The sequence below is a fragment of the Hydrogenophaga laconesensis genome, assembly GCF_031457235.1.
Classification (GTDB): Bacteria; Pseudomonadota; Gammaproteobacteria; order Burkholderiales; family Burkholderiaceae_C; genus Hydrogenophaga; species Hydrogenophaga laconesensis.
The window spans coordinates 1-12,628 of sequence record NZ_JAVDWE010000003.1; the positions used below are offsets into that span (position 1 = coordinate 1).

Below are 12,628 nucleotides of genomic sequence, written 5' to 3' on the forward strand. Positions count from 1 at the left end.
GTGCTCAATGGTGGCGAATTGTGCGGGCGTAATCTCCATGCCCGAGATTGTCCGACGAGATCGCCACGATCGCTATTAGTGTTAACACGCCCTAGCACTCCAGTGGCCCGCAGCTCCGGATCTATTAAAAGCTTCTTGACTTCGGTTCGACTCAAGATCGTGAGGTTGCTTCTGCTGCGCACGACCGAAGTTAGGTAGCCCATCGCCGTAGAAACACGGGTCTTGCCATTGTTTGAGACGGGGATGGGCGAGAAACCGTCGTCCCACATCCCGTTCAAGTCCTCGAAGTAGTTGTAGCCCTCACTCTCCCATTGCCTTGCGACGGCGCCCGTAAACTGGTCCCAGTCTGAGCGGAAGTAGCGGCGGATTGGGATAGGGCCGTCCTGACCATGCATGGGGTTGTCGAAGTCGAGGTCCTTTTCCAGTTTCTTGAAGTAGGGGAGAACACCCGCCCAGTCCCAGCCGGTAGCACCCAACTGGTGCCAGCGATCGAACTCGGCTGGAATCCCTCGCAGGGCCACTTGGCCGTTGATGCTGGAGCCCCCCCCTATGACTCGGGCTTGCTCGTATCGCAAAGGCAGCCGGTCTTGCGGATCCAGGTGAGGGACATCGTCTCCTCGGAGCACCCGAAGGTCCCAGAAATAGTCTCTGTTCCCCAGAGCTCGACCTGCATAAGTGTCCAGGATGTCTTCAGGAGTCTCGTCGGGCGAAAAGTCGGCGCCTGCCTCTATGAGGGCAACGTTTTTCTGGGGGTCTTCTGAGAGACGGTTTGCCAATACGCAGCCTGCAGAGCCTCCGCCGACAACGACGTGAGTAAACGACACGAGGGGAGTCTCCTACTTTAGATGGCTCCCTCGATGTAATATGGAGGTGCCTTATAACGGTAGGACCATTGTACTTTTGAGAGAGAACTTGTCAAACGCGGACTCAACGTCGCCATTCGCCCCGCTGCATAACCCAGTGTTTCGAATGCTTTGGACCGCCTCGCTCATAGCGAACGTCTGCATGTGGATGAACGACGTCGCCGCCGCGTGGATGATGACGTCGATGGTCACGGCTCCAATCTGGGTGGCTCTCGTTCAAACAGCTTCAACACTGCCGGTCTTCGTGCTTGGATTGCCAAGCGGAGCTATTGCCGACAACCTCGACCGAAAGCGCTACTACCTCGCGACCCAACTGTGGGTGGCCTGCACCTCGGCTGTGTTGAGTCTCGTGGTCTTCATGGGTTGGATGACGCCTTTGGCACTGCTGCTGCTGACATTTGCGAACGGGGTTGGCCTTGCAATGCGTTGGCCAATCTTCTCATCTGTTGTCCCGAGCCTCGTTTCACGTGGGCAGGTGCCGGCGGCATTGGCCCTGAACGCGGTTTCTATGAACATCTCCCGGATCGCGGGCCCCGTTGTGGCCGGCGCAGTCATCGCTTTGGCCGGCGGCGCGTGGGTCTTCCTGCTCAACGCTGTGATGTCATTGGTGGCGGTGCTCGTCGTGATTCGCTGGAAGAATGACTATGCGCCTCATCCCCTTGGTCGCGAGAGGATGCTGTCGGCCATGCGCGTGGGCTTGCAGTACGTTAGTCAGTCATCTCAACTCAAAGGGATGCTGCTTCGCACGTCCATCTACTTCTTTCACTCCACGGCTCTGCTGGCCCTTCTGCCCGTTCATGCGCGAGACCTTCCGCGAGGAGGTGCGTGGGCCTTTACACTTTTGTTGGCTTCAATGGGGACGGGTGCTGTTCTCATGATGCTCTGGCTGCCAAGATTGCGTGCTCATTTGGAGCGAGATCGACTGCTCTCGTTTGCCGGGGTATGCCTTTTGGGCGCGATGCTAACCGTCGCATGCTCGTCACTTGTGTGGGTTTCTGCGGCGGCGATGCTGGTCGCAGGGGCAGCCTGGATTTCCACCACAAATACTCTCAGCATTTCCATGCAGCATGGCCTTCCTGACTGGGTTCGTGCTCGAGGAATGTCTGTCTATCAGATGGCCATCATGGGCGCCAGTGCGTCCGGTGCGGCAGTTTGGGGGCAGGTTGCAACGTGGGGCACTGTGCCTATGAGCATGGCCTCAGCTGCGCTCAGTGGCTTCGTCGCTCTTCAGGTTGCGAGCCGCCTCATGCCGGATAAGGGAGGCCTGGACGACCTGACGCCGCGCCGATTGTCTTGGACTCCTAAGACCGCAACGCTTCCGACTCAAGGTCACGTCGTGATCATGATTGAGTACATCATTGATCCGTCTCGAGAGGTCGAATTTCAGACCATCATGCGTGACGAGAGCCGACGTAACAGACTCCGAAATGGAGCATTGTCCTGGGAATTGCTGCACGACTTGAATGCACCCGGGCGATTCCTTGAGGTCATCGTCGATGAGTCATGGACTGAGCATCTAAGACGTATCGACAGAACGACCATGGCAGACGATGCTTTGCGAGGAAGGCGAACAGCATTCCATCTTGGGCCCAATCCACCGCGTGTGAGCCGATAAGGACGGCGAGAAAGTCCACGGCCCGTTCCCACGCTTTCTGCGCGAGGTCCTGGCGATCGTTGGTCTGCCTGAGTCCAAGGCGCAGTCCAGAGCGAAAGAAGTCGCAAAGCTGTACAAAACCCCTAAAAAACGCCCCCTTAAATCCAGTAGCGTTCCAACCTGAAGGGGACGAACATTGAGGCATCTCTTCTTGGATGTCTCATATGGAAAAGCGCCACCCTAAATCCCCCTTGCTCGGTGTGTCCCATCGAGCGATCGAGCAACTTCGGGTCGACCTTCGAAACCCAAGGAAACACAGCCCCCGGCAGGTCCAGCAGATCGCCAACAGCATTGCTTCGTTCGGCTTCAATGTGCCGATCTTGGTGGACGCCGCCGACACGGTTGTTGCCGGACACGGGCGCCTGATGGCGGCCAAGCAGTTGGGCCTCGCCGAGGTCCCCGTCATCGTCTTGGAGCATCTGAGCGCGCCGCAGGCAAAGGCTTTTGCCATTGCCGACAACCGTTTGACAGAAATCTCGACCTGGGACGACGCCCTTCTTGCCGAAGTCCTTGTTGAACTAGCCACCCTTCGTTCAGCCCGAGAACCCCACGGGACAGGAGGCCGGTGATTGCCTCTCTGGTGCGGCTGTTGCGCTTGTCGGTGGGGCATGTGAGACGCGCTGCTCCGATTGCCACGGCTTCATCGAGCGCGATGCAGAGGCTCAAAGGTGGGGCTCCTGGCTTCCCTGCTTGACCGGACTTGAAAAGCGGGCGCAAAGCTTCGAGCACGAGGCGCTGGTTCCCCCCGGAAGGTAGCTTGGCCCGCCTCTTGTTCTTTGCCGACATCTGGAACAACGACCATCTCTGGCAACACAGATGATGTGGTGGTTCGGCCTGGTGCGACCCTGCACCTCACGGGCAACAGTGACAGCGTGCGCGTCGAAGGCGTCGCTGAACTGAGCGGGAACACCGGCCCCGTCTATGTGGCTAAGGGTGGGGCGGTGACCATTCGAGGGATTTCTGGCAGCGTAAGCGGGCCAGGTCGAGTGGTGAAGGTGCCGGGTGCCATCATCGGCGGCGTGTACGTCAAGCCCTGAGAAAGGGCGGTGGTGCAGCTCGCTTTAGCCTAAAACGCCAGCGAGCCACATCTAGGGTTTTGACAGGCCCTAAAGGCCAAACCCAGAGTGAAGGCCCCTGCCCCTGCAGTGGCACCTGCGGCGCGATTGGGGTCGGAGCTGTAAACACCTCGCCCGTTTTTTACTAAAGCGCAGCCACACGGTGCTAAAACTCGGCTGGATGGGTGTATTGATGGGTAGAAACAAAAAAGCGGCCCGGAGGCCGCGATTTTGCTTGCTTTGTGGCGGAGAGGGTGGGATTCGAACCCACGGTAGGGTCGCCCCTACGCCTGATTTCGAGTCAGGTACATTCGACCACTCTGCCACCTCTCCGTGTCGAAGCCTGAGATTCTAGCAGACGGCGCAGCGGGTTTTGCCGCATGCGCGCGGCGAAGGCCCGGTGAGACAATCCGTCACCGCTCGTCACCCGGTCCTCCATGCTCGTCGACACACAACCCGCCACTTACCAGCATGTGCCCGCCTCGCCCGAGGTGCGCGACCACTGGGTCGACTCCCAGCTCATTGGCGTTTTGATGGACAACGTGGGCCCGTCGTTGCTCGCGGCCATCTTGTCCCTGCCCGTGCTCGTCTACCTCATGGCGGGGCAGACCAACACCATTGCACTGGTGGTCTGGACCGTGCTGATGGTGGTGATGCTGGTGCTGCGCTATCGCCTGATCGGCATCTACCGGCTGCGCCACGACAGCCTGGAGGGGCCGCAGCGCATGAATTTCGTGCGGCGCTACCAGTGGTCGTGGACGGTCATGGCGCTGCTGTGGGGAGGTCCGGTGTTGCTGAGCTATCAGCAATCCACCCAGGCCACCCAGTTCGTCTGCGGGCTGGTGGTGCTGGGGCAAGGCCTGCTCACGCTCACCGCCTTCAGTTCCTACCTTCCCGTGTTTCGGCAGTACGCCAACGCGCTGATCTTCTCGGTGTTCGTCGGGCTGGCCTGGAACACCCTCTGGGTGCTGCACAAGCCGGACGCGGTGCAGATCGGCCTGGTGCTCATGGCACTGCTTTTCGTGTTCTGGGGTTTGCTGATGATGGCAGGCCGGCGTTTGCACGAGGTTCACCGCTCCAGCTTCGAATTGCAGTTCTCCAATCAGGAGCTGATTGACTCCCTCACGCTGCAGACCCGTGCTTCCCTGCGGGCGGTGGCGACCAAGAACCGTTTCCTGGCCTCGGCCGCGCACGACCTGCGCCAGCCGGTACACGCCCTCAGCCTGTACGCGGACTGGTTGGCCACCGAGCCGGAGATGGCCCGGGACATTGCACCGCGCATCTTGCAGTCCACCCGTGCCATCAACGAGTTGTTCGATTCTCTGTTCGACCTGACCCGTATCGACGCGGGCAACTACAAGGTCCGCCTGCAGCACGTGGATGTGAGGAAGCTGTTTGCCGACCTGTCGCTGCAGTTCGAGCCGGTGGCGGTGGGCAAGTCCCTGCGGTTGCGCACGCACACACGCGCCTGCACCATCTGGTCCGATCCGGTGGTGTTGCGCCGCATTCTCGGCAACCTGGTTTCCAATGCCTTGCGCCATACCCAGCACGGTGGCGTGTTGCTGGGACTGCGCCACCGCGAAGACATGCTGGTGTTCGAGGTGTGGGATACCGGCGTGGGCATTGCCCGCGAGCACCAGCAAGCCATCTTCCAGGAGTTCTTCCGGGTGTCGCAGCACCAGGGAACGGAGGACAGCCTGGGCCTGGGCTTGACGATCGTGTCCAAGCTCACATCGCTCATGGGTTATCAGTTGGCGCTGAACTCGGTGGCCAACCGGGGCAGTGTGTTCCGGGTGATGCTGCCGAACTTCACACAGCGCGAGCCGCTGGAGGCCCACCCGACGGCGTCCGAAAGCAACTCGGGGTTCTGACCGCAGGGTTGGTTGCCGCGAGGCATTCGGCAACCACACCGATGGGCTCAGAGGTCGAGCAGGCCGGCCGTTCGAGCCAGATGGCTAGCCTGCGAACGGCTCTTGACGTTCAGGCGACGGAACAGGCGCCAGAGATGCACCTTGACGGTGTGCTCGCTGATTTGCAGCTGCTCGGCAATGTCCCGGTTGCTCAGTCCCCGGTCCAGCATCACCAGCAGTTGCTTCTGGCGTTTCGAAAGCTTGTCGGGGATGGTCGGCGCGTTTTCGTCTTCCACCTCATCGGCCAGGAATTCGCGCAACACCTTCGCGATCTGGGCTGCACCGGCAGACTTTTCCACGTAAGCATCGGCACCCGCCTCACGCGCAAGATCTTCGTAATCGGACGATGGAGAGGCTGACAGAACGATCAGGGAGGTGTCGGGGAGCATCTGCCTTACTTCGCGCACGCCCGAAACACCATTGGTGTCGGGCAACTTGAGGTCAAGGCACACCAGCTCGGGTTCTCCGTGTTCCGCAATCGCTTTGCTTACTGCCGCCAGGCGCTCGAGTTCGACGACTTGCGTGGAAGCCCGCAGGCGTCGTAACAGCATGACGACGGCTTCGCGCATCAGCGGGTGGTCGTCAATAACAAAAATGCTCATGTCTGGCGGGCGTGGTAATAACAGGTCAATACGACAGCATATCGAGAATGCAGGGGTTTGGCGATAGTCAATGGCAAGCCAATGCAATCGTTCTTTTTAACTTTGGGTACCAAACCCCGAAGGGTATTGAGTCTACCGGCCCAACCGCAAGCGGCGTGCGGGTCGGAAGGACACACTCTCAGGGGAAACGCTGCAAACCCCGATTGTGTATCAAAGCGCGAACACAGTGACAAGAGGCAAGCTGTCACCTTGATTGAGGGTTGAAATGGGCGAGCGCGCGGGCCAGTGCGTCCGGCTCTACCTGTGGCCCCAACTGCGCTCGCAAGCCTTCCAGCGCGTCTTTGCCTTCCCGTTGCAGGCGGGCGATGGCGGCAGCCGCTTCTCTACCGGACGCAAAGCCGGTGCTTTGAAGCAGCACCTGCCCACCTGCTTCCACCAGCTTGAAATAGAACAGACCGTCGCTTTCGCGGTACTGCTTGAAAGCTGGTGTGGAGGACCGGGCCGCTTTGGCAGCGGCGGTGGTTGCCACGCTGTCGAGCCGCCGCAGACCCACGGCTTCGCGCAGGCGTGCCGTGAAAGGCGTGGCGATGGCGCGCGCCTTGTCCGCGCCCGTCTTGAGGGTCTTCTCGATCTCTGCGGGGTTCTGGATGAGCTGCTCGTAGACCTCGCGCATGGGTGCGATCTCGCGATCCAGGCGCTCGAACAGCGCCTGCTTGGCATCGCCCCAGGCGATGCCGTCGGCATAGGCGCGGGCCAGCGCCGTGGTTTCCTCGGCAGTGGCAAAGGCCTGGTAGAGCTGGAACAGGGCCGAGCCTTCGGTGGCTTTGGGTTCACCGGGAGCACGTGAGTCGGTAACGATGCCCATGATGAGCTTGCGCAGCTGTTCGCGGGGGACGAACAGTGGAATCGTGTTGTCGTAGCTTTTGCTCATCTTGCGGCCATCCAGGCCGGGCAGCAGAGCCACGTGGTCTTCGGTCACCGCGTCGGGCAGGGTGAAATGTTCGCCATAGAGGTGGTTGAAGCTGGACGCCATGTCGCGTGCCATCTCGATGTGCTGGATCTGGTCGCGTCCCACGGGCACCTGGTGGGCGTTGAACATGAGGATGTCGGCGGCCATCAGCACAGGGTACATGAACAGGCCGGCGGTGACGCCGGCATCGGGGTCTTCACCCGCGGCATTGTTCTTGTCCACCGATGCCTTGTAGGCGTGCGCACGGTTGAGAATGCCTTTGCCGGTGACGCAGGTCAGCAGCCAGGTGAGCTCAGGGATTTCGGGGATGTCGGACTGGCGGTAGAACGTGACCTTCTCCGGATCGAGGCCGCAGGCCAGCCAGGTGGCGGCGATTTCCAGCGTGGAGCGTTGCACGCGCGCAGGTTCGCCCACCTTGATGAGCGCGTGGTAGTCGGCGAGGAAGTAGAAGCTCTCGACCTCGGCCAGGCGGCTGGCGCGAACGGTGGGTCGGATGGCACCGACGTAGTTGCCCAGGTGCGGGGTGCCCGAGGTGGTGATGCCGGTGAGGACGCGTTGGGTTTTCATGGCGGGATCAGAACAGGAGCATGCGAAGAGGGGTGAGCAGCAGCTGGATGGTGCTTTGCGTGATCGACATCAGGGGGAGCAGCCAGAGCGTGCCGACCACGCCAGTGATCACCAGGGCCATCACGATGAAGAAACCCCAGGGCTCGACACGGGAGACCATGGCGGCCTGCTTCCAGGGCAGCAGGCCTACGAGGATGCGGCCACCATCCAGCGGCGGCAGCGGGAAAAGGTTGAACGCGTACATGACGAGGTTCACCTTCAGGCCGGCCTCGCACATCTTGAGGAAGAAGGGTTCCTCCACACCGGCGGCGACCAGCACATAGAACAGCACGGCCCAGGCGATGGCCTGGATCAGGTTGGCGCCCGGGCCTGCCAGCGCCACCCAGATCATGTCGCGCTTGGGGTTGCGAAGGCGCCCGAAGTTCACCGGCACCGGTTTGGCATAGCCAAACAGGAAGGCGCCTGACGTGGCGAAATACAGCAGCAGCGGCATGGCGATCGTGCCCAGCGGATCGATGTGGCTGATCGGGTTCAGCGTGATACGGCCCATCTGCTCGGCCGTGTTGTCGCCGTAGTGCCGCGCGACGTACCCGTGCGCCGCCTCATGCAGTGTGATGGCGAACAGCACCGGGATGGCGTAGAGGGTGACGGTTTGAACGATCTGGGCGAAGTCCATGGGCGGCGTGGCGGAGCAAATGCCTATTGTCCCAGACTGGGTGCAGGCGCCATGGGGTGGCGGTTCACAGGCCCAGCGGTGCCAATGGGCCCTGGCCGGTGCGCACCACCTCGGGCTCGCCGCCTGTACCCATGGGGGTGAGATCGACCACGGTGGTGGGCTCCAGAGCGCAGGCCCCAGCGTCGATCACGCCGGCAAGTTCGTGTTCGAGCCGCTCGCGGATATCGTGCGCGTCGTTGAGGGGTTCGGACTCATCGGGCAGGATCAGCGTGGTCGCCAGCAGCGGCGCGTCGTGCAGGTCCAGCAGCGCGCGCAATGTCTTGTGCTGGGGTACGCGCAGACCGATGGTCTTGCGCGAGGGGTGGCTCACACGACGAGGCACTTCCTTGCTCGCCTCGAGAATGAAGGTGTAGGGCCCCGGCGTGGCGAGTTTGAGTAGACGGTATTGCCGGTTGTCCACCCTGGCGTAGCTGGCGAGTTCGCTCAGGTCTCGGCAGAGCAGGGTGAGGTGGTGCTTGTCGTCCACCTGGCGGATGCGCCGGAGGCGATCGGCTGCGGCCTTGTCGTCCAGATGGCAGACGAGGGCGTAGCTCGAATCGGTGGGCACGGCGAGCACGCCGCCGCGTTCCAGCAACTGCACCGCCTGCTTGAGCAGGCGCGACTGAGGGTTCTCGGGATGGACTTCGAAGAACTGGGACATGCCCGCATTGTGACCGCCGAGCCACCCTGGACGCTCGACAGGGGCATGGAAGGAATTGCCGCAAACCGCAGGGCTGTACCGTCAGAACGGCTGACTGGCGCAGGAGCGTCGTTTGCCCTGCGGTGCCATGACCCGCACCAACGCCAGCGATCCTCTGCAGCGCTATAACGCCCGGCGCGATTTCCAGCGCACGCCGGAGCCTCGGGGAAAGGCGGCGAGTGGCCGGAAGGCGCTGGGCTTCGTGGTGCAGAAGCACTGGGCCAGCCGCCTGCACTACGACCTGCGTCTTGAGCTCGGCGGTGTGATGAAGAGCTGGGCCGTGCCCAAGGGGCCGAGCCTGGACCCGGGCGACAAGCGCATGGCAGTGGAGGTGGAAGACCATCCCGTGGCCTACGCCTCGTTCGAAGGCACGATTCCGCCGAGACAATATGGCGCGGGCAAGGTCATTGTCTGGGACAAGGGCATCTGGGTGCCACTGGGCGATCCTCACGGCGGGTTGCGCGCGGGCAACCTCAAATTCGAGCTGCAGGGCCACAAGCTGCGAGGCCGCTGGGCGCTGGTTCGCATGAAGACGGGCGACGAAAAAAAGCCGGCGTGGCTGCTGATCAAGGAGCGAGACGGCTATGCCCGCGCGTCCGAAGAACTCGACGTCGTCGAGGCTGAGCCTGACAGCGTGGCTTCGAAAGCCATGCCGGTGCCGGCACGCCGCGCGCGGCAAACGACCGCGCTGGTGCCGGACGCCTTGCCGCCCCAGGCGCTCAAGAGCACGCTGCCGGCCGTGCTGTCCCCGCAACTGGCGGTGCGCGCGGATGCCCCGCCCACCGGGGGGCAGGAGGACTGGCTTTACGAGGTCAAATTCGATGGTTACCGTCTGTTGACCCGCATCGATGGTGATCACGTGCAGTTGATCACCCGCAACGGTCACGACTGGACGCACCGGCTCCAGCCGCTTCACCGGGCCTTGCGGAACATGCATCTACCACCCGGCTGGTACGACGGTGAGATCGTGGTATTCAACGAGGCCGGCCTGCCGGATTTCGGCGCACTGCAGCAGTCGATGGAAAACGAGCGCACGTCCCGGGTGGTGTACTACCTTTTCGATCTCCCTTACGTTGGCGACCATGACCTGCGCGAAGCGCCGCTGGTGGCGCGCCGCGCTGTGCTGGCGCATCTTCTGCGCGAGACGCCATCGGATGAGGTGCGCTTCAGCGAGGTGTTCGAAGCGTCAGCCGCCAGTGTGCTGACGTCTGCCTGCCGGCTCGGGCTGGAGGGCGTGATCGCCAAGCGCAAGGACGCTCCCTACCGCTCCACGCGCAGTACCGACTGGCTCAAGCTCAAATGCGGGCAGCGCCAGGAGTTTGTGATCGGCGGCTTCACCGAGGGCAAGGGCACGCGCGCAGGGTTCGGCGCCCTGTTGCTGGGCTTGCACGAGCGGGACGGCTCGCTGCACCATGTGGGCAAGGTGGGCACCGGTTTCGACGCGAGCACCCTGGTGAGCCTGCACCGCAAGCTCGTGGCGATCGAGCGGCGCACCAGCCCGTTTGCCGCCGAGGTGAAGATCGCCGGCAAGACACACTGGGTGCGGCCGTCTCTGGTGGCCGAGGTGGCGTTCGCGGACTGGACGCTCAGTGGCAACATCCGCCATGCCGTGTTCATCGGCCTGCGCGAGGACAAGCCCGCCGAGTCGGTGGAGAAGGATGTGGAATTGCCCAAGCCGAACGATTCGCCCGCGCCTCTGCGCAAACCCGCGAACCCGCCCGTGCCCGCGCGGCGGCCACCCGCGCCCTCGGTCCGCGTGACGCATCCGGAGCGCGTCATCGATGCCAGCACCGGGGTAACCAAGCTCGACCTGGTGCGGTACTACGAGACCGTGGGGCCACTGATGATCGAACACCTGCGGCAGCGTCCAGTGGCGCTGATGCGCGCGCCCGCTGGCATCGACGGCGAGCTGTTTTTCCAGAAGCACCTGCCCGTCGCCACGAAGATGGCCGGTGTCGTGCGGCTGGACCCCGCGCTGGACCCCGGGCACGACCCCTGGGTGGCCATCGCGACGCGCCGGGGCCTGCTCTCCACCGCGCAGTGGAATGTGGTGGAGTTCCACACGCAGAACGCGTTCGCTCGCGGATTCGACAAACCCAACCGCATGGTGTTCGACCTGGACCCAGGAGAAGGCGTGGCCTGGCAGCAGGTGCGCGAAGCGGCACAGCTCACGCGGTCGCTGCTCGACCAGCTCGGCCTGGTGAGCTTCCTCAAGACCAGTGGCGGCAAGGGGCTGCATGTGGTGGTGCCGCTGCGCCGCCAGCATGGATGGGACACCGTCAAGGGCTTTGCGCAAGCGGTGGTGCAACACATGAGCGACACCATTCCGCAGCGTTTCGTGGCCAGGAGTGGTCCGAAGAACCGCGTGGGCAAGGTGTTCGTGGACTACCTGCGCAATGGTCGCGGTGCAACCACCGTCAGTGCCTGGTCGGCCCGGGCGCGCCCGGGCATGGGCGTCTCGGTGCCATTGGCGTGGAACGAGCTGTCCGAGCTGCGGGCTGGCGACCATTGGACCGTGCGCAACATCGAGGAGCGCCTGGCGATCGGCAATGGGCCGTGGAAGGACTACGGCCGTTCAGCGCGTCCGCTCACCACAGGGATGAAACTGATGGAGTTCCGGCCATGAGCACTGCGTCAATCCGATCCCGTACCGGTTCGCCGCGCTCTGGGCAGGACGAGAGTGCTCCGGATCGCCCCCGGGTGATCTGGAAGGGCGCGATCAGCTTCGGCCTGGTGCACGTGCCGGTCGCTCTCTATCCGGCTTCGCAGGACAACGGCATCGACTTTGACTGGCTCGACAAGCGATCGATGGACCCGGTCGGGTACCAGCGCATCAACAAGCGCACGGGAAAGCCCGTCAAGAACAGCGACATCGTCAAGGGCGTACAGCAGGACGACGGCGAGTACGTGATCTTGAGTGAAGCGCAGATCAAGGCCGCCTACCCTGCAGCCACACAGACGATCGAGATCGAGACCTTCGTGCAGGCTGCGGAAATCCCGTTCCTGCTGCTGGAGAAGCCTTATTACCTGGAGCCCGTCGGCAAGGGCGACAAGGTGTATGCGCTGCTGCGCGAGGCGATGCTGGAGTCGGGCGTGATCGGCATTTCGCGCGTGATCCTGCACACCAGGGAGCACCTCGCCGCGCTCATCCCCATGGGGCCCGCACTGGTGCTCAACACCATCCGCTGGGCCTCCGAAATCCGCCCCGTGGACGGCCTTCGCCTGCCCGCTGCGGGCAAAGCAGCCGCTGGCGTGAAGGCGGCGGAGCTGAAGATGGCGACTCAGCTGATCGGTGAGATGACCCGGTCATGGGACCCGGAGGCCTACGAAGACCGGTTCGTGGACGCGGTGCAGGCGCTGGTGCGACGCAAGGTGAAGGCGGGCGACACGAAAACCGTGAAACCCGTTGCCGAGGCGCCCGCAAGTGCGGCGCCATCGAACGTCGTGGATCTCACCGAATTGCTTGCGCGCAGCCTGGCGGGCCGCCAGGGCGAGGTGGGGACGGGTGGCGGAGCGGCCGTACGGCCAGCGCGTCGCACCAGAAACAGCCCTTCGACCGCACGCAAGCGGGCCTGAGAGCGGGCGCGAAAAC

At 62.9% G+C, this 12,628-nt stretch carries 10 protein-coding genes and 1 tRNA gene; 5 read left to right on the forward strand and 6 right to left on the reverse strand.

Annotated elements, in window-relative coordinates:
- On the reverse strand, positions 1-824 hold an 824-nt coding region (locus J2X09_RS06685), incomplete at its 3' end, for a GMC family oxidoreductase N-terminal domain-containing protein (RefSeq protein ID WP_204732512.1).
- A 40-nt stretch (positions 825-864) separates the two neighbouring features.
- On the opposite strand from J2X09_RS06685, the gene J2X09_RS06690 reads away from it, so the two are divergent.
- Together J2X09_RS06690 and J2X09_RS06695 are read left to right on the forward strand one after the other, a co-directional pair.
- Positions 865-2,478 (forward strand): MFS transporter, encoded by a 1,614-nt coding sequence (locus J2X09_RS06690; RefSeq protein ID WP_204732511.1) that lies wholly within the window; start codon positions 865-867, stop codon positions 2,476-2,478.
- Positions 2,479-2,681: 203 nt separating this feature from the next.
- Entirely contained in the window at positions 2,682-3,086 is a 405-nt protein-coding gene (locus J2X09_RS06695; RefSeq protein WP_204732510.1) for a ParB/Srx family N-terminal domain-containing protein, read from the forward strand.
- A gap of 729 nt (positions 3,087-3,815) precedes the next feature.
- On the opposite strand, the gene J2X09_RS06700 is transcribed toward J2X09_RS06695, so the two are convergent.
- Positions 3,816-3,905: transfer RNA gene (locus J2X09_RS06700), tRNA-Ser, on the reverse strand.
- Between the two features lie 104 nt (positions 3,906-4,009).
- Here J2X09_RS06700 and J2X09_RS06705 point away from each other — a divergent pair.
- Entirely contained in the window at positions 4,010-5,443 is a 1,434-nt protein-coding gene (locus tag J2X09_RS06705) for a sensor histidine kinase (protein WP_204732509.1), read from the forward strand.
- Positions 5,444-5,490: 47 nt separating this feature from the next.
- Here J2X09_RS06705 and J2X09_RS06710 read toward each other — a convergent pair whose 3' ends face one another.
- The 4 genes from J2X09_RS06710 to J2X09_RS06725 all read right to left on the reverse strand — a co-directional run bounded on the left by J2X09_RS06710 (position 5,491) and on the right by J2X09_RS06725 (position 8,997).
- Positions 5,491-6,084, reverse strand: a complete 594-nt coding sequence (locus J2X09_RS06710) for a LuxR C-terminal-related transcriptional regulator (RefSeq protein ID WP_204732508.1) — start codon at positions 6,082-6,084, stop codon at positions 5,491-5,493.
- Positions 6,085-6,328: 244 nt separating this feature from the next.
- The gene (locus J2X09_RS06715) at positions 6,329-7,621 is read right to left on the reverse strand and encodes a tryptophan--tRNA ligase (RefSeq protein ID WP_204732507.1); all 1,293 of its coding nucleotides are present in this window, start codon (positions 7,619-7,621) and stop codon (positions 6,329-6,331) included.
- Positions 7,622-7,628: 7 nt separating this feature from the next.
- Positions 7,629-8,297, reverse strand: coding sequence for a site-2 protease family protein (locus J2X09_RS06720; RefSeq protein ID WP_204732506.1), 669 nt, complete (start codon positions 8,295-8,297; stop codon positions 7,629-7,631).
- 64 nt (positions 8,298-8,361) lie between these two features.
- On the reverse strand, positions 8,362-8,997 hold the full coding sequence (locus J2X09_RS06725; RefSeq protein WP_204732505.1) for an L-threonylcarbamoyladenylate synthase: 636 nt from the start codon (positions 8,995-8,997) through the stop codon (positions 8,362-8,364).
- Positions 8,998-9,124: 127 nt separating this feature from the next.
- Between J2X09_RS06725 and ligD the strand changes: the two genes are divergently transcribed.
- The gene (gene ligD / locus J2X09_RS06730) at positions 9,125-11,662 is read left to right on the forward strand and encodes a DNA ligase D (RefSeq protein WP_204732504.1); all 2,538 of its coding nucleotides are present in this window, start codon (positions 9,125-9,127) and stop codon (positions 11,660-11,662) included.
- Positions 11,659-12,612 (forward strand): non-homologous end joining protein Ku, encoded by a 954-nt coding sequence (ku, locus tag J2X09_RS06735; protein ID WP_204732503.1) that lies wholly within the window; start codon positions 11,659-11,661, stop codon positions 12,610-12,612. The genes ligD and ku overlap by 4 nt, the downstream gene beginning before the upstream one ends.
- The last annotated feature ends 16 nt before the right edge of the window (positions 12,613-12,628 follow it).